This is a genomic window from Pseudomonas taiwanensis DSM 21245 (assembly GCF_000425785.1).
GTDB lineage: Bacteria > Pseudomonadota > Gammaproteobacteria > Pseudomonadales > Pseudomonadaceae > Aquipseudomonas > Aquipseudomonas taiwanensis.
The window spans coordinates 302,129-323,437 of sequence record NZ_KE384451.1 but is presented as its reverse complement, the minus strand read 5'-3'; the positions used below and the strand labels follow the sequence as shown (position 1 = coordinate 323,437).

The window sequence follows — 21,309 nt, the reverse complement described above, 5'->3', positions numbered from 1 at the left end:
CCGCATTTTTCGTCTTGTCTTTAGATATATCTTGAGTAATATCTTTCGATATATCTAAACAGACGGAGCCACCTTCCATGCGCGACCCTGCTGCCCATGACCCTTTCGAGCGCCGCCCCGGCCGGGGCGAACGCGGCCCTCGGGTGTTCGCGCCCGGTGATCTCAAACTGCTGATGCTGTCGATGCTGGCCGAGCAGCCTGGCCACGGGTATGACCTCATCCGCCAGATCGAAAGCCTGTTCGACGGCAACTACACCCCTAGCCCAGGCGTGATCTACCCCACCCTCAACTTCCTTGAAGAAGCCGAGCTGATCAGCGGCCAGGTCGAAGGCAGCAAACGCCTGTACGTCATCACCGAAGCGGGCCGCAACGCCCTGAGCGAGCAGGCCATTGCCCTGGACGGCGTGCGCATGCGCATCGAAGTCAGCAAGCGCGCCCTGCGCGGGCATGACCGTCCACCCGAGATTCACGAAGCCGTCGGCAACCTGCGTCATGCCCTGCACATGCACAGTGGCCGCTGGACTGCCGAAGAGATCGAACGCGTGCGCAACCTGCTCAACGACACGGCCAAGGCCATCGCCTCGGGGCCAGCCGACCCCGTTACGGAGAACCATCCATGAGTGACACCATTCACCGCGTCAACCACCAGATTCGCCAGCGCCGCCTGCACGTGCTGCGGGTGGCCGACCTGACCCCACGCATGCGCCGAATCACCCTCGGCGGCCAGGAGTTGCAAGGTTTCACCAGCCTCGGCAGCGATGACCATATCAAGTTGCTGTTCGCCGAAACCGCCGAACAGCAGCAGGCCATCGACGCTCGCAATCTCGGGCGGGACGGGGGCGTCAGGCCTACCATGCGCGAGTACACGCCACGACGCATCGACCTGGTCAACAACGAACTGGACATCGACTTCGTCCTGCATGGCGATGGTCCTGCCTCGACCTGGGCCGCACAGGCAGCCCCAGGACAGACACTGGACATCGCCGGCCCACGTGCCTCGATGGTGGTACCAGACATCTTCGACAGCTACCTGCTGATCGGCGATGAAACTGCCATTCCCGCCATAGGCCGCCGATTGGAAGAACTGCCAGCGGGTCGCAAAGTGCTGGCGGTCGTCCAGATCGAAGACGATCAGGAGCGCCAGCCCCTGGAGAGCAAGGCCCAGCTGGAAATAATCTGGGTGCACCGAAATGAAGATCTGCTCGCCCGAATCGAAGCACTGGGCTTGCCTGAGGGCGACTTGTACAGCTGGGTCGCATTGGAGAAATCGCTGACCCGCCAGGTCAAGGCGTTGTTGCTGGAAAAAGGCGTCAAGGAAAGTGCATTGAAGGCCGCCGCCTACTGGCGTGCCGATGGAACTGCCGACGACGAGTGATGAGTATCGAGCCAGCTCCTGCGGGTGCCACGCGGTACCTGCCGGAGCCAGCTTGCTGGCGATGATGCCCTACACCGACGCAGGCACTCGCCGCCCCCGCCATCGGTCCAGGCCGAGCAGCACCAGGCCAATGCCCCAGAATCCTGCCAACACTCCCAACGCATTCAACATGACCTGCCTGTAACCCAAGCTGGCCACGTCAATGAATGGATAGGGGTAGACGCCGATTTCATTGCCCCGCCACAAGGCATAGGCGAAGTAGGCTGCCGGGTACAGTGCCCAGGCCGCCAGATGCCGAAGCCGCAAGCGCCCCTTGGGCACCTCGCACCACCAATACAGGACGAACAGCAGCGGCATGACGTCGTGCAGCAACTCGTCCGCCAACCATTGCCAACCCTCGGGCTGCCACAGATGGCGCAGTAGCAGGCTGTAGGCGATCGCCACCAGCACGATACTGGCCGCCACCGCGGAACTTATCGAGGGTGACAGAAAGAAACGCTTGGCACCTGAATCACGGCCAAAGGCTGCATAGCTGAGCACCGTCGCCACCAAGGTGTTGGTCAGCACCGTGAAATAGCCGAATACATTGACCAGGCCGCCGATCAGGCTGGCCTGCTCCTGCCAGCGCGCCAGCAGTACCAGATGTACCTGAACCGACAGGCCCACCCAGCCCAGCACCGACGCCAAGGTCAACCAGGGACGACACGGCATGTCAGGCCTGGCGCTGCAATTTCACGTACAACTGTTCGACCTTTTCTCGCGCCCAGGGCGTCTTGCGCAGGAAGGTCAGGCTCGACTTGATGCTCGGGTTGCTTTTGAAACAGCGCACATCCACGCGCTCGGCCAGCCCCTGCCATTGGTAGTGCGCCACCAGCTCGGTGAGGATCTGCTCCAAGGTCTTGCCGTGCAGCGCGTTGTGTTGGGCCGTGCTCATGCCAGTGCTCCAGCGTGGGAAAGATGCGCACCTTACACGAGTGTAGTGGCCAGAGCAGCCCGCACATAACGCTAGCCAGAACAGGCCACTGCATGATCAAATAGAAACGTTATATTATAACAGTAACGTTATCTGCCAAGGACCGTCACATCCCCATGCTGTGCTCACCTTTACGCCTAACCCCCCTCGCCGCCACGCTCTGGCTGGTTTCAACCAGCAGCCATGCCGTTGAACTCGAACCCCAGGTCATCACCGCCAACCCACTGGGCAACCCACAGATGGCAGCCCCTAGCACCATCCTTGAAGGTGACGAACTGCTGCAACAGCAGCACGGCAGCCTCGGTGAAACGCTCAACAAACAACCTGGGGTCGCCTCCACCTGGTTCGGCCCTGGTGCCAGCCGCCCAGTCATTCGCGGCCTCGATGGTGACCGCATCCGCATCCTGCGTAATGGCGTAGGCGCCCTGGATGCCTCGTCGCTGTCCTACGACCACGCCGTACCGCTGGATCCGGTGAACGTCGACCGCATCGAAATCGTCCGCGGCCCCGCTGCCTTGCTGTACGGCGGCAATGCCATCGGCGGCGTGGTCAACACCTTCGACAACCGCATCCCCGCTACCCCCATCGAAGGCATTCATGGCGCGGGTGAACTGCGCTACGGCGGCGCCGATACCACTCGCAGCAGCGCCGGCAAGCTCGAGGCCGGCGACGGGACCTTCGCCTTGCATCTGGATGCCAGCAGCCGACAGTTCAACGACTTGCGCATACCCGGTTATGCACGTAGCTCCAAAGTCCGTGACAGCGACGACCCCGGCAGCCGCCACCGCCTGGAAAACAGCGATGGGCGCCAGGACGGCGGCGCCCTCGGAGGCGCCTACCATTGGGACCACGGTTACACCGGCATGTCCTACAGCCGTTACGACAGCAATTACGGTTCGGTGGCCGAGTCCGGCGTGCGCCTGGACATGAAACAGGATCACTACGGTTTCGAAACCGAAGTCCGTGATCTGGAAGGCCCCTTCAGCTCGATCAAGGTCGATGCCGGCTACACCGACTACGAACACAGCGAGATTGAAGGAGGCGAGGTGCACACCACCTTCAAGAACAAAGGCTACGAAGCGCGGGTCGAGGCCCGCCACCAGCCTATCGGCCCGGTCGAAGGCGTGATCGGCGCGCAAGTCAACCGCAATGAATTCTCCGCACTGGGCGAGGAAGCCTTCGTCCCACATACCGATACTGACAGCCTGGCACTGTTCCTGCTCGAACAATGGCAGGCCAGCGAGCGTCTGAACCTGAGCCTCGGCGCACGCCTCGAGCACACACGAGTCGAGCCGGATGCCAAAGGCAACGACAACTTCGCCAACGCCGACAGCGCCAGCACGTTCAATGCCTGGAGCCTATCGTCGGGTGCGGTGTACCAGCTCGACCCCTACTGGTCGCTGGCCGCGAACCTTGGCTACACCGAACGCGCTCCGACCTTCTACGAGCTGTACGCCAATGGCGCCCATGTGGCCACCGGCGCCTTCGAAGTCGGCGACGCCAATCTGAACAAGGAAAAAGCCATTTCCGCCGACCTGGCCTTGCGCTTCGACAATGGCACCCACAAGGGCAGCGTGGGGGTGTTCTACAGCCACTTCCGCAACTACATCGGCCTGATCGGCACGGGCAATCTGCGTGAAGGCCATGATCACGACCATGGCGACGATGATCATGACCATGACCACGACGAAGGCTTGCCCGAGTACCAGTACCAAGGGGTACGAGCGCGGTTCTACGGCATCGAAGCCCAGGATCGTTGGCAACTGGCCGAGAACCGCTACGGCAATTTGGCCCTGGAATTGTCCGGCGACTACACCCGAGCCAAGAACCTCGACAGTGGCGAACCCCTGCCCCGCATCGCACCACTGCGACTGAACAGCGGCCTGGTGTGGGAACTGGACCGCTGGCAAGCAAGGGTGGATGTACAACATGCGGCAGCGCAACATCGCAAGCCAGCCAATGAAACCCGCACCGATGGCTACACCACCTTGGGCGCGAGCGTCGGCTACCGGTTCGATATCGGGCAGAGTCAGTGGCTGGCATTCGTCCGGGGCGAGAACCTGACGGACCAGACGGTGCGCTACGCCAGTTCGATCCTGCGCGATATCGCACCGGCCCCTGGGCGCAGCGTGGAAGTCGGATTACGCACTTCGTTCTGAGGTCGCGGGGGCGCTTTGCGCCCCTATCGCCGGCAAGCCCGCTCCGGCAGGGCCGGACTGTTGCAAACTCGACAACAATCAACTGCGACAATTTGTCTTTTTTTCTTACAACTTCCTCTATATCCTCCACACCGCAAGCTGAATCGCTTCATCTGCCGAACCCTGTCTCCATCCTCATCGAAGGGCCCGCCCTTTGGTGCGCTTGCCGTTTTTTCAATAATCAAAAGATAGCGCTATCTCATGCTCCAACTGCCCAAAAACTGTTACATCGGCCTTGCCCTCACTGCACTCGCGAGCAACGCCTGCGCCAACGACATGTTCGCCAGCGACTCTCCCTGGATGCTCGGTGACTGGGGGGGCACCCGCAGCGAACTGCTGGAAAAAGGCTACGACTTCACCCTCGGCTACACCGGCGAGATGGGCAGCAACCTGCACGGTGGTTACGACCACGACCGCACCGCACGCTACAGCGACCAGTTCACCTTCGCCAGCCATATGAACCTGGAAAAAATCCTCGGCTGGCAAGACACCGAGTTGCAACTGACCCTCACCGAACGCCACGGCGACAACATCAGCAACGACCGTATCAACGACCCACGGGTCGGCGGCTTCACTTCTGCCCAGGAAGTCTGGGGTCGAGGCGAAACCTGGCGGCTGACCCAACTGTGGATCAAGCAGAAATACTTCGACGGTGCTCTGGATGTGAAATTCGGCCGCTTCGGCGAAGGCGAAGACTTCAACAGCTTCCCGTGCGACTTCCAGAACCTGGCGTTCTGCGGCTCGCAGGTGGGCAACTGGGTGGGCGGCATCTGGTACAACTGGCCAGTCAGCCAGTGGGCGCTGCGTGTGCGCTACAACCTCAACAGCGAGCTGTACGCGCAGGTCGGGGTGTTCGAGCAGAACCCTTCCAACCTCGAATCCGGCAACGGCTTCAAGCTCAGCGGAAGCGGCACCCAAGGTGCGGTGATGCCGGTGGAACTGGTGTGGACCCCAAGACTCAATGGCTTTAAAGGGGAATATCGCGCCGGGTACTACTACAGTAATGCCAAGGCTCAGGACGTTCTCAAGGACAGCAACGGCCAGCCGGCAGCCCTGAGCGGCGCCGCCTACCGCAGCCGTTCGAGCAAGCATGGCTTCTGGCTTGGCGCTCAACAGCAGGTGACATCGCTGGCGTCCGACCAGTCACGTGGCCTGAGCCTGTTCGCCAACGCCACCATGCACGACAAGAAGACCAATGCCATCGACAACTATGTTCAGGCAGGACTGGTTTACAAGGGCCCATTCGACGCCCGCGCCAAGGACGACATCGGTTTCGCCCTCGCCCGCGTGCACGTCAATCCCGGCTACCGCAAGAACGCCCGCCTGGCCAACCAGGCCGCCGGCCTCGATGACTATGACAACCCGAATTTCCTGCCTGTACAGGACACCGAGTACAGCGCCGAACTCTACTACGGCATCCACCTGGCCGATTGGCTCACGGTGCGCCCGAACCTGCAGTACATCCGCCATCCGGGCGGGGTGTCGCAGGTCGAGGACGCCCTGATTGGCGGCCTGAAGATCCAAAGCAGTTTCTGATCGACGCATTTGCATCACTTTTTGACCTAACGGAGAACCTACGATGAGCACTGACGGTGCCAAGAACGGAACCCGCTGGCTGCCGCGCCTTCTGGGCGTGCTGCTATTGCTGATGGGCCTGGCCCTGCTGGCAGGCGGCATCAAGCTGAGCCAGCTGGGGGGATCGCTCTATTACCTGATCGCCGGTATCGGCTTCGCCTTGTCCGGCATCCTGCTGCTGGCCAAACGGCGCATCGCCCTGGGGCTATACGGCCTGGTGCTGCTCGGCAGCACGGTGTGGGCCCTGCTGGAAGTCGGCCTGGACTGGTGGCAACTGGTACCACGCCTGGCCATCTGGTTCGCCATTGGCGTGCTTCTGCTGCTGCCGTGGGCCCGCCGCCCCTTGACCGGCCCAGCTTCGAAAGCCAATACCGCCCTGCTCAGCGTCGCGGTCGTGGCCTCTGGTGCCTGCGCCCTGGCCAGCCAGTTTACCCACCCTGGCGAAGTGTTCGGCGAATTGGGCCGCGAGAGCAGCGAAATGGCCAGCGCCGCACCGGACATGCCTGACGGTGAATGGCAGGCCTATGGCCGCACCGAGCATGGCGACCGCTACTCGCCCCTGCGCCAGATCACCCCGCAGAACGTCTATCGCCTGGAGGAGGCCTGGCGTATCCGTACCGGCGACCTGCCGACGGAAAATGACCCTGTTGAGCTGACCAACCAGAACACGCCGCTGAAGGTCAATGGCATGCTCTATGCCTGCACCGCTCACAGCAAGGTCCTGGCCTTGGACCCGGACACTGGCGCGGAAATCTGGCGTTTCGACCCTCAGGTGAAAAGCCCGGTAGGCACCTTCAAGGGCTTTGCCCACATGACCTGCCGTGGCGTTTCGTACTATGACGAAAACCGCTACGTCAGCCGCGACGGCAGCCCTGCGCCGAAAATCTCGGATGCCGGCCAGGCTGTTGCCCAGGCGTGCCCACGCCGCCTCTACCTGCCGACCGCCGACGCGCGTCTGATCGCCATCAACGCCGACAACGGCAAAGTCTGCGAAGGCTTCGCCAACCAGGGCGTGATCGACCTGACCACCGGCATCGGTCCGTTCACCGCTGGCGGCTACTACTCCACGTCGCCTGCAGCCATCACCCGTGACCTGGTGATCATCGGCGGCCACGTGACCGACAACGAGTCGACCAACGAGCCTTCCGGTGTGATTCGCGCCTACGACGTGCACGACGGCCACCTGGTGTGGAACTGGGACAGCAACAACCCGGACGACACCAAGCCATTGGCTCCTGGCAAGACCTACAGCCGCAACTCGGCCAACATGTGGTCGATCGCCAGCGTCGATGAAGACCTGGGCATGATCTACCTGCCGCTGGGCAACCAGACGCCTGACCAATGGGGCGCCAACCGTACCCCAGGCGCCGAGAAGTACAGCGCCGGTATCGTCGCCCTGGACCTGGCCACCGGCAAGGCTCGCTGGAACTACCAGTTCACCCACCACGACCTGTGGGACATGGACGTGGGCAGCCAGCCGACCCTGGTTCACCTTAAAACCAAGGAAGGCGTGAAGCCTGCGGTTATCGTGCCGACCAAGCAGGGCAGCCTGTACGTCCTGGACCGCCGCGACGGCACCCCGATCGTGCCGATCCGCGAGATCCCGGTGCCGCAAGGCGCAGTCAAGGGCGACCACACGGCACCGACCCAGGCGCGTTCGGACCTCAACCTCCTCGGCCCCGAGCTGACCGAACAGGCCATGTGGGGCGCCACCCCGTTCGACCAGATGCTGTGCCGTATCCAGTTCCGTGAGCTGCGCTACGAGGGCCAGTACACCCCACCGTCCGAGCAGGGTTCGCTGGTCTATCCGGGTAACGTCGGTGTGTTCAACTGGGGCAGCGTTTCCGTCGACCCGGTGCGCCAGCTGCTGTTCACTTCGCCGAACTACATGGCCTTCGTCTCGAAGATGGTGCCACGCGAGCAAGTTGCCGCTGGTAGCAAGCGCGAAAGCGAGACCAGCGGCGTGCAGCCGAACACCGGCGCTCCGTATGCCGTGATCATGCACCCGTTCATGTCGCCACTGGGCGTTCCGTGCCAGGCGCCTGCCTGGGGTTATGTAGCCGCCATCGACCTGTTCACCAACAAGGTCGTGTGGAAGCACAAGAACGGCACCACCCGTGACAGCACGCCAATTCCGATCGGCCTGCCGGTAGGTGTGCCGAGCATGGGCGGGTCGATCGTCACCGCTGGCGGCGTCGGCTTCCTCAGCGGCACGCTGGACCAGTACCTGCGCGCCTACGACACCCACAACGGCAAGGAACTGTGGAAGTCCCGCCTGCCAGCAGGTGGCCAGGCCACCCCCATGACCTACACCGGCAAGGACGGCAAGCAGTATGTGCTGGTCACGGCTGGCGGCCATGGCTCGCTGGGCACCAAGATGGGCGATTACATCATCGCTTACAAACTCTCGGAGTAAGCACCACCGCTCCCCCAGGTCCACGCCTGTGGGAGCGGCCTTGTGTCGCGAAAGGGCTGCCCAGCAACCCCGAGGTCACGCTACCGGCCGGGGAACTGGGGCTGCTAAACGAGCCTTGCGCGACACAAGGGCGCTCCTACACCATTGAAACCCATTCCCCCCCGCCCCATCTAAGCACCATAGTCATTTACGCAGGTGCCCCATGAGCGACCAGCAGGATTTCCCGGAACAACCCGACGAACACAGCGAAGTCGAACACCTTCAGTCCCAGGCCAACACTGGCCACGCCCTCGCCTTGCCCGGCCAGCAGTTACCGGACAAGGTCTATGTGATCCCGATTCACAACCGCCCGTTCTTCCCGGCCCAAGTCCTGCCGGTCATCGTCAATGAAGAGCCTTGGGCAGAAACGCTCGACCTGGTGGCCAAGACACCGCACCACTCCCTGGCACTGTTCTTCATGGACACGCCACCCGAAGACCATCGCCACTTCGATACCTCCGCCCTGCCGCAGTACGGCACGCTGGTCAAGGTGCACCACGCCAGCCGCGAGAACGGCAAGCTGCAGTTCGTCGCCCAGGGCCTGACCCGGGTGCGCATTCGCACCTGGCTCAAGCACCACCGCCCACCGTATCTGGTCGAGGTCGATTATCCGCGCCAACCGACCGAGCCTACCGATGAGGTGAAGGCCTACGGCATGGCCCTGATCAATGCGATCAAGGAACTGCTACCGCTCAATCCGCTGTACAGCGAGGAGCTGAAGAACTACCTCAACCGCTTCAGCCCCAACGACCCGTCGCCGCTGACCGATTTCGCCGCAGCGCTCACCTCCGCCACCGGCAATCAGCTGCAAGAAGTGCTGGACTGCGTGCCCATGCTCAAACGCATGGAAAAAGTCCTGCCCATGCTGCGCAAGGAAGTCGAGGTCGCACGCCTGCAAAACGAGATCTCCGCCGAGGTCAACCGGCAGATCGGCGAGCACCAGCGTGAGTTCTTCCTCAAGGAGCAACTCAAGGTCATCCAGCAGGAGCTGGGCCTGACCAAGGACGATCGCAGCGCCGACCTGGAGCAGTTCGAACAGCGCCTGGAAGGCAAGACCCTGCCGGAGCAGGCGAAAAAACGCATCGACGAAGAAATGGGCAAGCTGGCGATTCTGGAGACCGGCTCGCCCGAGTACGCCGTCACCCGCAATTACCTGGAATGGGCCACCGCCCTGCCCTGGGGCCTGTACGGCAAGGACAAGCTCGACCTCAAGCACGCCCGCAAGGTCTTGGACCAGCACCATGCCGGCCTCGATGACATCAAGGAACGCATCCTCGAATTCCTCGCCGTCGGTGCCTGGAAAGGCGAGATCAGCGGCTCCATCGTGCTGCTGGTAGGCCCGCCTGGCGTGGGCAAGACCAGCATCGGCAAGTCCATCGCCGAATCCTTGGGGCGGCCGTTCTACCGCTTCAGCGTCGGCGGCATGCGCGATGAGGCCGAGATCAAGGGTCACCGCCGCACCTACATCGGCGCCCAGCCAGGCAAACTGGTGCAGGCGTTGAAAGAGGTCGAGGTGATGAACCCGGTGATCATGCTCGACGAAATCGACAAGATGGGTCAAAGCTACCAGGGTGACCCGGCCTCGGCACTGCTTGAGACCCTCGACCCGGAGCAGAATGTCGACTTCCTCGATCACTACCTGGACCTGCGCCTGGACTTGTCCAAGGTGCTGTTCGTGTGCACCGCCAACACGCTGGACTCGATCCCCGGCCCGCTGCTCGACCGGATGGAAGTGATCCGCCTGTCTGGCTACATCACCGAGGAAAAACTGGCCATCGCCAAGCGCCACTTGTGGCCCAAGCAACTGGAAAAAGCCGGCGTCGCCAAGGCCAGCCTGAGCATCAGCGACAGCGCCCTGCGCACCGTGATCGAAGGCTACGCCCGTGAGGCCGGTGTACGGCAGTTGGAGAAGCAACTGGGCAAGTTGGTGCGCAAGTCGGTGGTCAAGTTGCTGGATGACCCTGACGCCAAGCTGAAGATCGGCAACAAAGACCTTGAGCCTGCCCTGGGCATGCCGGTGTTTCGCAGCGAACAGGTTTTGGCCGGCAAGGGCGTGATAACCGGGCTTGCCTGGACCAGCATGGGCGGTGCGACCTTGCCGATCGAGGCCACCCGCATCCACACCCTGAACCGCGGCTTCAAGCTGACCGGCAAGCTGGGCGATGTGATGAAAGAGTCCGCCGAAATTGCCTACAGCTACGTCAGCTCGAACCTCAAGCAGTTTGGTGGTGATCCAGCGTTCTTCAACGAAGCGTTCATCCACCTGCACGTGCCGGAAGGGGCCACGCCCAAGGACGGTCCAAGTGCGGGTATCACCATGGCCAGCGCCTTGTTGTCGCTGGCTCGCGACCAGGCACCGAAGAAAGGCGTGGCCATGACTGGCGAGTTGACCCTCACTGGCCAGGTCCTGCCTATCGGCGGGGTGCGCGAGAAGGTGATCGCGGCGCGGCGGCAGAAGATCTTCGAGCTGATTCTGCCGGAGCCCAACCGTGGAGACTTCGAGGAGCTGCCGGACTACCTGCGTGAAGGGCTGACCGTGCATTTCGCCAAACGCTTCGCCGATGTCGCCAAAGTGTTGTTCTGACCGATAGTGCGCCCTTCGCGGGTCAAGCCCGCGAAGAGGCCGGCACAGGTGGCACAAAACCGCGCGATCATCGGTTATCCTCAGGCCAACGCCAGCCTCCGGAGCCACCATGACCGTCCCTCGTCTACTCGTTCCCCTGAGCCTTGCCCTGCTCACCGCCTGCGCCCAGCAGCCCAGACAAACCGTCGAACTGGACGCTGAAAGCGAATGCCCCAAGCGCCTTCAGGTCGGTCAATCCCTCACCCTCACCCTGCCCAGCAACCCCACCACCGGCTACCGCTGGCTGGTGCAGAACCCAGCGTCGGACATCCTGCGCAGCCTCGGCCCCGAGGTTTACAGCGACCCTGAGGACGCTGGCATCGTCGGCAGTTCCGGCCTGTCGACCTGGCGCTTCCAGGCCAAGTCAGCTGGCGAAGGCCACCTGGTCCTGGTCTACCAACAACCCTGGGCTCCCGAAGTAAGGCCTGTCCAGACCTTCGATTGCGCCATTCGGGTAAAGTGATCGCACAGCGCTGGTCAGCCAACCATGCATCCTCGCCGCGGTTTGGCTAGAATGCCGGCCCTGTCTATCGCCAGCGCCTGGATCCACCGTGAGCAAAGAACCCGACCGCCTATTCGCCCAGCCTCTGGAGCAGGTGCCCGACTTCGTCTTCAACGAAGACGTGGTGCGGGTATTCCCGGACATGATCAAGCGTTCGGTGCCCGGCTACCCGACCATCGTCGAGAACCTCGGCGTGCTGGCCGCGCGCTTCGCCCAGCCCAATACCGCGCTGTACGATCTGGGCGCATCGCTGGGCGCTGTGACCCAGTCCCTGCGCCGTCACGTGCGCAGCGATGGCTGCCGAGTCATCGCCGTGGACAACTCGGCGGCCATGGTCGAGCGCTGCCGCCAATACCTTACCGCTCAGGACTCGATGTTCCAGGAACTGCTGCCGGTACAGGTGCTGGAAGCCGATATCCTGGCCCTGCCCTTCGAGCCGGCCTCGGTGGTGGCGATGAATTTCACCCTGCAGTTCATCGCCCCTGACCAACGCCTGGTGTTGCTCGGCCGTATCCGCCAGGCCCTGCTGCCGGGCGGCGCGCTGATCCTGTCGGAGAAACTGCGGTTCGCCGATGACGAGGAGCAAACCCTGCTCAATGAGCTGCACCTGGACTTCAAACGTGCCAATGGCTACAGCGAACTGGAGATCGCCCAGAAACGCAGTGCCATCGAAAACGTGATGAAGCCCGATACCCTCCAGGCCCACCAGGAACGTCTGCACGCCGCTGGTTTCTCCAAGGTCGTGCCTTGGTTCCAATGCCTCAACTTCGCCTCACTGATAGCCCTGCCATGATCGATCTTTCCCCTCTGGTCCGCCGCTTGGCGGGTACGCCCCTCGCTACCTGGTCCCAGGGCCTGCAAGCACAGCTGGATGCCAAGCTGGAAAAAGGCCACGGCGACCTCGACCGCTGGCGCGGCGCCCTCGATGCCTTGCCCGTCCTGCAGCCTAGCGAAATCGACCTGGTCGACGGCCTGCGTCTGGACTGCGCCTGCGACGACGCGACCCGCGCCCAGGTGCGCCAGGCGCTGATGGGCTTGTCGCCCTGGCGCAAGGGGCCGTTCAACCTGTTCGGCGTTCATGTGGATACCGAATGGCGCTCGGACTGGAAATGGTCGCGTGTCAGCCCGCACCTGGACCTCAAGGGCAAGCGCGTGCTCGACGTGGGTTGTGGCAATGGTTACTACCAGTGGCGCATGCTCGGCGCTGGCGCCGACATGGTGATCGGCGTCGACCCCAACTGGCTGTTCTTCTGCCAATTCCAGGCGGTGCAGCGATTCCTTCCAGCACTGCCGGCCTGGCACCTACCCTTCGCCCTCGAAGACCTGCCAGCCAACCTGGAAGGCTTCGATACGGTGTTCTCCATGGGCGTGTTCTACCACCGCCGCTCGCCGATCGAGCACTTGCTGGCTCTCAAGGATTGCCTGGTCAAAGGGGGCGAGCTGGTGCTGGAAACGTTGGTCGTGGAAGGCGATGAACAACAGGTGCTGGTGCCTGAGGACCGCTACGCGCAAATGCGCAATGTCTGGTTCCTGCCCTCGGTGCCTGCGCTCGCGCGCTGGCTGCGCCGGGCGGGCTTCAGTGACGTACGCTGTGTCGATGTCAGCGTGACCACCATCGAAGAGCAGCGCAGCACCGAGTGGATGCGTTATCAGTCGCTGAGCGATTTTCTCGATCCCCACGACCACAGCCTGACCATCGAAGGCCTGCCAGCCCCGCGTCGGGCAACCTTGGTGGCCCGCAAGTAAAACGCAACCCCCGTGGTCGTCGCGGTTTTTTTGGCCTACGCGAAGATATTCCTCATCTGCCCCGCATGCCTGCCGATTCCGCTCCACTGTGCCAGGAACTGGCGGAAGTGCAGGATGAACACCACCAGTTCCTGACGGGTGTTCATCCTGCCGAGCCGGACCACGGAACTTTCCAGGTAGGCCTCGATGGTCTGCCAGGTCGTGTGCAGATGCCCCGACGCCAGCACCACGTCCCATAAGTCGATCTCCAATTCGCCCATGCATGCATTGAGCTCATTGACGCGACCGCTCACCCGCTGGATCTCCGCCAGCCGTTGGCTGAGCTGACGGTGCCGCAGCTCCAGCTCATGCAGCTGGGCGCGGGCCTTTCTGGCCTTTGCACCATAGATCGAGTTGCTGATAATGGCTCCGAACGGTCCACCTAGCCAGCCCAATGTCGACTGCTTGGAGAAGGATCTGTAATCATGACGGACGTCTAGAATCTCACCGTCCAAGCGACTCAACTCCCACTCGAGGTCTTCAGCGTCCGGCGCCAGCGAGAATCGTTTGGCCGCACGGCACTTTTCGAACACCGCTGGCCTGAGTGTGAAGCGCGCCTGGTCGCGAAAATTCTCGAGTCCCAGGCGAACCCCATCGACTTGTTGATCAAAATCGTCGATTTGCCCGTGCAGCCACATCAACTGGTCAGCCATTGACCGGAGCAATTGCAGGTCCCGAGGGCCAAGGTCCATTTCCGGCGCTGAAAGCAACGTGGCCCAGGATGCGCGATCGATGCCCATTGCCCGTGTGCGTGCAGCAAGGTCCAGCACCTGGGCACCGAGCGCTTCGACCTGCCTGGCATGCTCTGCAAGGGCGGTGGTGACAGCCAGGCACTGCGTGTCGAGGATCGACCATGTACGGGCATGCAAAGCCAAGTGTTTGAACAGGCCCAACATCCGTTCGGGAGCCAATTCTGGCTCGGTGATTCTGTCGTACCCCAGCCACGCGATGGTCTGCGCCAGCGTGGACGGCAATACGCGCATGCGTTCGCTGTAGTTTCTGATCGTCGACCGCGATTCGGCCGTAAGGATCAAACCCGCAGAACCCTGCCCATCTCGATTATCCATGGCCTGGATCAGTTCACCCGGCAGGACGATTGCTTTCATCTGCTGCTCTTCGAAAGGCAACGTACGTGGATTCATGAGTCTTCAATTGACGTCGATAGCAAAGAAATCGCGCTCCGCAGAGCGCGACATGATGGGCGCCCTCAAAGCGCGCGACGGTGTTGCTCCAACAGCTGGCGCTGGTAGGTCAGCAATTGCTTGAAGAGCCCATTGAGTACTCGCAATTGCTCGCCGTCACCGATCGGAGCGCGCTCCAAATGGGTGTGGAAATTGCCCAGAGCCTGCCTGACGACCGTCATGCCAGATGCCCAATCCGTGCGTTGCTCCTGCAGCATCGGCAGCATTTCCAGTGCAGCAAGCCTCTGCGTCACCGTTGCCTGGCGCTGTACGAGTTCTCTGACCTGAACGGCTAGCTTGCGCACGCGCTCACCGATGTTGCGGCGCTCCTGCTGCAGTTGGGTGTAGCGCATACCTTCGACGACATCGCCCAGCAGGGTTTGAAGCTGTTCGACGGCTTTGGAGACAGCCTCGACGGTGACGACCGTTTCACCACCCGGAACGGCCAGTTTGCCGAGATCGTCGAGTGAAGGGACCACACCACCGAATCGCGTCTGCAGTCCATTGGCTTCCAAGGTGGCAATGGCCTTCTCGACCGTCTCCTTGTTCTGCTGCTCCCGATCATGCTCTTCCACCAACTGGGCGTGGGTCCTGACCAGGTTTTGCTGCTGCTTGTTCAATCGCTCCTGATCGGCTGTACCGACCAGCAAAGGCAACGTAGCGAGCGCCTGGATCTCTCTGCCCAAATGGGATATTTGATCAGCCAGTCGCGATTTCACCGTATCCCGCTCTTCTGCGGCTATGGCGAGAACGTCACTGTCGTGACCACTACCGAGGCTGGCGAGCATATCGCTCAACGCTTCGTTATCCAGCTCGGCAGTCAGCCTTTGGGCCTTACGCACCGTTTGATCGATGCAATGGGTGAACAGCCTCATGTGTCGCTCCAGGTTTTCCTGGAGCGGTGTCGAAAACTTCAATTGACCCTTCTGCCACACCTCGGTGTAGCTTCGTGTTGCCGCGAGCACTTTGCCGAGCTCGGGCGCATCGGCAGTCATGGGCAGGACGTGGACGTTGTCGTTCATGGTCGTTTCACCTTATTGAGCCGAGGCTGCATCGTCGAAGATTTGGGTTAATTGCAGGGATTTTTCCTGGATATGTTTCCATTGCGCGAGGAACTGGCGGAAATACAAAGAAAACCTGATCAACTGCTTGTTGTCGGAAATGCTTTCGAGCTTTTCGATCGACGCATCGATATAGGAACCTACGGTGTCCCACGCCGTTTGCAGGTGGGAAGCAGCGGTGACCACGTCTTGCAGTCGGGTGTCGAGTTCGCCGACAAACGTCGCCAACTCTTCCATGCGGCCCTCAAGATTCACCCGCAGACGCAACTGATCGCTGACTTTACGGCGCTCCTCCTGCTGCTTCTTGCGCTCTTTGCGCACTTTCTCCGCTTTGCTGCCGTATATTCCCCCGGTGATTGCCGCTCCGATGGGGCCAACGGCCAGGCCACCCAACGCCAGCTTCACGTATTGATCGTACTCAGTGCTGAGTGCAGTGATGTCCTGGTCGAGCACCTTCAGCTGCTCGCGCAGGTTCTCTACCTGGTTGTCACCCTGCTTTCGCTCGACTGCATGGCCTTTTTGCTTAACCGCGGGAATCAGCTCGAAACGCGCGATGTCCCGGAAGCTCTCGGTTTCGAGCCTTACGCTTTCCACCTGCTGCGCATACCACTGCACATCCTCCTTGAGAATGCCCATGTAAACGACGAGTAGCGAAACTGACTGCCTGCCTGGGCCGTCCAGTTTCACCGGAGTGCTTAGCAGGAGCTTCTCCCAGTGCTTGACCTCGCCCACCGCACGCCGGGATTCTTCGAGGATGCCTTCACCGGCCGCGTTGATCGAAGCAGCGGTGGAAGAAAGCCCGGCTGCCAGTTTCTTGCTCCTGTCCGACAGCGGCGCCCATGTACGGGCATGAGTGCGCAGGCTCTCGAACAGCTCGTCCATGGACTCGGGCGTAAGTTCGGGCTCTTCGATTTGCTTGTAGCCCAACCAACGCTCCAGGTTGTCGCGGCTGGAGGGCAACGCGAAGACAAAATTGGCATAGCGATTGAGCGTGAGGATGTGTTCGCGACTGAGCGTCAGGCCGCCTTGGCCCTCACCATCGAGCGAGGCCAAGCCGTTCACTACAGCTTGCGGGTATTTAGCAGCTTTCTGTTGAAGCAGCTCATAGTCAGCCCATTGTTCATTCATGATTTCGCCCCTGTATACGAGCCCTACATTGGCTCGGTCAGGGCAAAGTACGGCAATCGTCATGCACCACAGCAGCGGGCAGGCTTTCCTGATCCGACAGGGGCTGGTGGCTAACGAGGGGGACGGTGATCATGCCGCTGCATGAAGGAAGGCAGCGGTGGGCCGCTGGCCCGAAGGGCCGGACCCGTTTCAATCGCGGGGTGCCATCGCCGGTCAACCTGTCTCTAGAGGTTCGGACTACCGGCGATGAGAAGGAAGAATCAGCGCGAAGCCGCCACGATCAGCGCCTTCATCTCTGCTACAGCGGCCTTGAAGCCGACGAACAATGCATGCGCGACCAAGGCGTGGCCGATATTGAGTTCGTTGATGCCTTTGATTGCCGCCACCGCCTCGACGTTGTGGTAATGCAAGCCATGGCCAGCGTTGACGATCAGCCCTTGGCCAACGCCGAAGGCGACGCCATCGACGATGCGCTTGAGCTCGTCTGCCACTTCGGTCGGTGTTTCGGCATCGGCATAACGACCGGTGTGCAACTCGATGGCCGGTGCACCAACGCGACGCGAGGCTTCGATCTGCCGCTCGTCGGCATCGATGAACAGCGACACTTCGGCACCGGTGCGCGACAGGCGCTCGACTGCTGCCTTGATCCGCGCCTCTTGGCCGGCCACATCCAGGCCACCTTCGGTGGTCAGCTCCTGACGGGTTTCCGGTACCAGGCAGATATGCGCCGGGCGAATCTTCTCGGCGAAGGCCATCATCTCTTCCGTGACGCCCATCTCGAAGTTCATGCGGGTCTGCAGCACATCCTTGAGCAGCACGACATCACGCTCCTGGATATGCCGGCGGTCTTCGCGCAGATGAACGGTGATGCCGTCGGCGCCCGCCTCTTCGGCGTCCAGCGCGGCCTTGACCGGGTCGGGATAGCGCGTGCCCCGGGCCTGGCGCAGGGTCGCCACATGGTCGATATTGACGCCGAGAAGCATGCGGTTGCTGTGAGTCACGAAAGGCTCTCCTGAAGATGTAGCCCCACAGCATACGACGTGCTCAGCGCTTGCGAAACAGTTCCCGGCTAACCAATGGCTTTGACCCCAGGTGCACCGCCAGCGCTTGGCGCATCAGGCGCTTGGCCGCCAGCAGCGCACCCGGTGCGTCCCAGTCGGCTTGAGCCAGGGCCAGCAGCTCGTTGCCGTTGAACAACCCAGGCTGCACCAGATAAACCCGTTCCAGGCCAGCCTCGACCTGGAGGCGGTAGAAACCTTGCGCAACGATGGGTTGGTCGTTGACATCGTGGTCCAGTGCGAAGGCATAACCGAGGTCTTCGAGCAGCCGCCATTCGAACGAACGCAGCAAGGGCTCGAGCGGACGCCCGGCCGCCAGTGCCTGCAAGGTCAAGGCGTAATGCTCGAACAACTCGGGCTGAGGGGCTTCGGCAGGCAAAAGGCGCATCAGTAGCTCGTTCAGATACAGGCCACTGAACAGCGCATCGCCATGCAACCAGGCGGCAATTCCGACTGTATCAAGGCGCCCAACGTTCTTCAGCTCGCCGCGTCCGCGCAATTCCACTTCCAACGGCACGAATGGGCGCACCAGGCTGCCACCCTTGCCGCGTGCACGGCGCAGCACGGCACGTACACGCCCTTGCGGCGTGAAGAAGTCGACCAGTGCGCTGGTTTCCTTGTAAGCGCGGCTGTGCAGCACGTAGGCCGGCTGGGCGGCAGGTTGTTCCATCAGAACTCTCTAAAGGCCAGATGTGCCTGTGGGAACGGGTTCGCCCGCGAACGCTGCAGTGGATTCACTGACGCTTTCGCGGGTGAACCCGCTCCCACAGAGAGGTGCTGGCCGCCTGAAGGGATTACAGGTCGCCGTAACCCAACGAGCGCAGAGCACGCTCGTCGTCCGACCATCCGCCCTTGACCTTGACCCAGAGGTTGAGCATCACCTTGGCATCGAACAGCACTTCCATGTCCTTGCGGGCATCGGAACCGATGCGTTTGATGCGCTCGCCCTTGTCACCAATGATGATCTTCTTCTGCCCATCACGCTCGACCAGGATCAGCGCGTGAATGTGCAGCACATGCCCTTGCTGCTTGAACTCTTCGATCTCGACGGTGATCTGGTACGGAAGCTCCGCGCCCAGCTGGCGCATGATCTTCTCGCGGACCAGTTCGGCGGCCAGGAAGCGGCTGCTGCGGTCGGTGATCTGGTCTTCCGGGAAGAAGTGTTCGTTTTCTGGAAGATGCTTGGCGATCAGTGCTTCCAGCGACTCCAGGTTGTGCCCCTGCTGAGCGGAGATGGGCACGATCTCGGCATTCGGCAGCTGCTGCTGCAGCCATTGCAGGTGCGGAATCAGTTCGGCCTTCTCGTCCATCCGGTCGGTTTTGTTGACCGCCAGGATGACCGGGCCGGTGACGTACTGCACGCGCTCGAGCACCAGCTGGTCCTCGTCGGTCCAACGGGTACGGTCAACCACGAAAATGACCACATCGACGTCTTTCAGGGCTGCCGACGCGTTGCGGTTCATGTAGCGGTTCAAGGCCTTGTCGTTGGCCTTGTGCATGCCAGGCGTGTCGACGTAGATCGCCTGTACGTCACCCTCGGTCTTGATACCGAGCATGTTGTGGCGGGTGGTCTGCGGCTTGCGCGAGGTGATCGCCAGCTTCTGGCCGAGGATGTGGTTGAGCAGGGTCGACTTGCCCACGTTTGGGCGGCCAACGATGGCGACATAGCCGCAACGGGTCGGGTTGTTATCAGTCATTGCCATTCTCCACGCCCAGGGCGATCAATGCAGAGGCGGCGGCGACCTGTTCGGCGATACGCCGACTCACGCCCTGGCCGCGGCTCTTGTTATTCAGCAGCACCACTTCGCATTCGACGAAGAACGTGCGGCAGTGCGGTTCGCCCTGGATGTCCACCACTTCGTAACGCGGCAGCTCGCAGGCACGCGACTGCAGGAATTCCTGCAGGCGGGTCTTGGGGTCCTTGTTGGTATCGACCAGGGTCAAGCCATCGAACTCGTCGGTGAGCCAGTCGAGAATGCGCTCACGGGCGGTCTGCATGTCCGCATCCAGGTAGATCGCGCCAATCAGCGCTTCCAGGGCATCGGCCAGGATCGACTCACGGCGGAAACCGCCACTTTTGAGCTCACCCGACCCCAGGCGCAGGTATTCACCCAGGTCGAAGCCTCGGGCCAGGCGGGCCAGGGTCTCACCCTTGACCAGGCGGGCTCGCAGGCGCGACAGCTGGCCTTCGCGGGCCTGGGGGAAGCGCTCGAACAGCGCCTCGCCCACCACGAAGTTGAGAATGGCGTCGCCGAGGAACTCCAGGCGCTCGTTGTTGCGCCCGGCATAGCTGCGATGGGTCAGGGCCAGCAGCATCTGCTCCTGGTTCTTGAAGGTGTATCCGAGCTTTCGCTCCAGACGGGTAAGGGAAGCACTCATGCAGCCACCCGCTCGTTGTTAAACGCGTTGTTCAAATCAACATCCTGAAAGACTGTTTGGCTGTGGTCCGTCGCCATGAACGGCGAATCTCTCCATCCCTGAGAACACAGCCTATGTCAGAAATGCATTCGGCGCTGTCTGCTGGACAGCGCCGATGGGTATCAATGGATCAAGCCGACCCGCGAAAGGTTGGGCAAGTGGCTCAGCTTGGGCTCCGGCCAGCTCATCCAGACCGCGAAGGCCTTGCCGACGATGTTCCGGTCCGGAACCATGCCGTGCAGTTCCCTCGGAATGTTCGGATCGTCCCAGTAACGGCTGTCATTAGAATTGTCGCGGTTGTCGCCCATCATGAAGTAATGGCCAGCCGGTACGGTCCATTGCTGGTCCGGCGGCATGCGATAACGGCTCATCTCCTTGCGGATCAGGTGTTCGGCCTCGCCCAGCTTCTCCTTGTACAGTTGCGCACTGCCCAAGGTGCCTGGCTCGGTGCCGACCAACTGTTCGGCAACCAGCTGGCCGTTGACGAACAGCCGCTTGTCGTTGGTGTAGCGGATCTGGTCGCCCGGCAGGCCAACCACTCGCTTGATGTAGTTGACGTTCGGGTCGCTTGGATAGCGGAACACCATGACATCACCACGCTGCGGGTCACCTACCTCGATCACTTTCTTGTCGATCACCGGCAGGCGGATGCCGTAGGAGAACTTGTTCACCAGGATGAAATCACCCACTTCCAGCGTGGGTTTCATCGACCCCGAAGGAATCTGGAACGGCTCGACCAGGAACGAGCGCAGCACCAGCACGATGAACAGCACCGGGAAGAACGACTTGCCGTACTCGACCAGCAACGGCTCCTTGTTCAGTCGTTCGACCACGGCCATTTCAGGCTGGCTGACACTGCCCTGGTAGTTGGCGACCGCTGCCCGCCGGCGCGGGGCCAGGAACAGCAGGTCGATCAAGCCCAAGAGGCCGCAGACGACAACGGCAATCACTAGCAACAGCGGGAAATTTAGCGACAT

At 61.7% G+C, this 21,309-nt stretch carries 19 protein-coding genes; 9 read left to right on the top strand and 10 right to left on the bottom strand.

Annotated features, from left to right (window positions below):
* Window positions 1–77: 77 nt before the first annotated feature.
* Window positions 78–620, top strand: coding sequence for a PadR family transcriptional regulator (locus H620_RS0123300; RefSeq protein ID WP_023378994.1), 543 nt, complete (start codon window positions 78–80; stop codon window positions 618–620).
* Window positions 617–1,375, top strand: coding sequence for a siderophore-interacting protein (locus H620_RS0123295; RefSeq protein ID WP_023378993.1), 759 nt, complete (start codon window positions 617–619; stop codon window positions 1,373–1,375). Before H620_RS0123300 ends, H620_RS0123295 begins: the two co-directional genes overlap by 4 nt.
* Window positions 1,376–1,444: 69 nt before the next feature.
* Here H620_RS0123295 and H620_RS0123290 read toward each other — a convergent pair whose 3' ends face one another.
* Together H620_RS0123290 and H620_RS0123285 are read right to left on the bottom strand one after the other, a co-directional pair.
* A complete protein-coding gene (locus H620_RS0123290) occupies window positions 1,445–2,086 on the bottom strand; it encodes a Pr6Pr family membrane protein (protein WP_027908120.1) in 642 nt (213 codons plus the stop codon).
* Between the two features lies 1 nt (window position 2,087).
* Complete coding sequence (locus tag H620_RS0123285) at window positions 2,088–2,309, bottom strand: VF530 family protein (protein WP_023378991.1); 222 nt, start codon at window positions 2,307–2,309, stop codon at window positions 2,088–2,090.
* A gap of 155 nt (window positions 2,310–2,464) precedes the next feature.
* Here H620_RS0123285 and H620_RS0123280 point away from each other — a divergent pair, with 155 nt between their 5' ends.
* The 7 genes from H620_RS0123280 to cmoB all read left to right on the top strand — a co-directional run bounded on the left by H620_RS0123280 (window position 2,465) and on the right by cmoB (window position 13,447).
* The gene (locus tag H620_RS0123280) at window positions 2,465–4,507 is read left to right on the top strand and encodes a TonB-dependent receptor (RefSeq protein WP_027908119.1); all 2,043 of its coding nucleotides are present in this window, start codon (window positions 2,465–2,467) and stop codon (window positions 4,505–4,507) included.
* A gap of 240 nt (window positions 4,508–4,747) precedes the next feature.
* Window positions 4,748–6,082: a carbohydrate porin gene (locus H620_RS0123275; protein ID WP_027908118.1), complete on the top strand. Its 1,335-nt coding sequence runs from the start codon at window positions 4,748–4,750 to the stop codon at window positions 6,080–6,082.
* 43 nt (window positions 6,083–6,125) lie between these two features.
* Window positions 6,126–8,537 carry a glucose/quinate/shikimate family membrane-bound PQQ-dependent dehydrogenase gene (locus tag H620_RS0123270; protein WP_023378988.1) on the top strand — a complete coding sequence of 804 codons (2,412 nt, stop codon included), beginning with the start codon at window positions 6,126–6,128 and terminating at the stop codon, window positions 8,535–8,537.
* A 202-nt stretch (window positions 8,538–8,739) separates the two neighbouring features.
* Window positions 8,740–11,160 (top strand): endopeptidase La, encoded by a 2,421-nt coding sequence (lon, locus tag H620_RS0123265; protein ID WP_027908117.1) that lies wholly within the window; start codon window positions 8,740–8,742, stop codon window positions 11,158–11,160.
* A 109-nt stretch (window positions 11,161–11,269) separates the two neighbouring features.
* Window positions 11,270–11,662: a protease inhibitor I42 family protein gene (locus H620_RS0123260; RefSeq protein WP_023378986.1), complete on the top strand. Its 393-nt coding sequence runs from the start codon at window positions 11,270–11,272 to the stop codon at window positions 11,660–11,662.
* Between the two features lie 88 nt (window positions 11,663–11,750).
* A complete protein-coding gene (cmoA, locus tag H620_RS0123255; protein ID WP_023378985.1) occupies window positions 11,751–12,494 on the top strand; it encodes a carboxy-S-adenosyl-L-methionine synthase CmoA in 744 nt (247 codons plus the stop codon).
* On the top strand, window positions 12,491–13,447 hold the full coding sequence (gene cmoB / locus H620_RS0123250; protein WP_023378984.1) for a tRNA 5-methoxyuridine(34)/uridine 5-oxyacetic acid(34) synthase CmoB: 957 nt from the start codon (window positions 12,491–12,493) through the stop codon (window positions 13,445–13,447). Before cmoA ends, cmoB begins: the two co-directional genes overlap by 4 nt.
* Window positions 13,448–13,482: 35 nt before the next feature.
* On the opposite strand, the gene H620_RS0123245 is transcribed toward cmoB, so the two are convergent.
* From H620_RS0123245 to lepB, 8 genes are all read right to left on the bottom strand, one after another.
* On the bottom strand, window positions 13,483–14,628 hold the full coding sequence (locus H620_RS0123245; protein ID WP_027908116.1) for an alpha-xenorhabdolysin family binary toxin subunit A: 1,146 nt from the start codon (window positions 14,626–14,628) through the stop codon (window positions 13,483–13,485).
* Window positions 14,629–14,693: 65 nt separating this feature from the next.
* Window positions 14,694–15,689 carry an alpha-xenorhabdolysin family binary toxin subunit B gene (locus H620_RS0123240; protein WP_023378982.1) on the bottom strand — a complete coding sequence of 332 codons (996 nt, stop codon included), beginning with the start codon at window positions 15,687–15,689 and terminating at the stop codon, window positions 14,694–14,696.
* A 12-nt stretch (window positions 15,690–15,701) separates the two neighbouring features.
* Entirely contained in the window at window positions 15,702–16,919 is a 1,218-nt protein-coding gene (locus H620_RS0123235) for an alpha-xenorhabdolysin family binary toxin subunit A (protein ID WP_238346465.1), read from the bottom strand.
* A 197-nt stretch (window positions 16,920–17,116) separates the two neighbouring features.
* The gene (pdxJ, locus tag H620_RS0123230) at window positions 17,117–17,839 is read right to left on the bottom strand and encodes a pyridoxine 5'-phosphate synthase (RefSeq protein ID WP_189672858.1); all 723 of its coding nucleotides are present in this window, start codon (window positions 17,837–17,839) and stop codon (window positions 17,117–17,119) included.
* A 61-nt stretch (window positions 17,840–17,900) separates the two neighbouring features.
* Window positions 17,901–18,584, bottom strand: a complete 684-nt coding sequence (gene recO / locus H620_RS0123225; RefSeq protein WP_023378978.1) for a DNA repair protein RecO — start codon at window positions 18,582–18,584, stop codon at window positions 17,901–17,903.
* Window positions 18,585–18,708: 124 nt separating this feature from the next.
* Entirely contained in the window at window positions 18,709–19,611 is a 903-nt protein-coding gene (gene era / locus H620_RS0123220) for a GTPase Era (protein WP_023378976.1), read from the bottom strand.
* Window positions 19,604–20,293: a ribonuclease III gene (gene rnc / locus H620_RS0123215; RefSeq protein WP_023378974.1), complete on the bottom strand. Its 690-nt coding sequence runs from the start codon at window positions 20,291–20,293 to the stop codon at window positions 19,604–19,606. The genes era and rnc overlap by 8 nt, the downstream gene beginning before the upstream one ends.
* Window positions 20,294–20,454: 161 nt before the next feature.
* Window positions 20,455–21,309 carry a signal peptidase I gene (gene lepB / locus H620_RS0123210; RefSeq protein WP_023378972.1) on the bottom strand — a complete coding sequence of 285 codons (855 nt, stop codon included), beginning with the start codon at window positions 21,307–21,309 and terminating at the stop codon, window positions 20,455–20,457.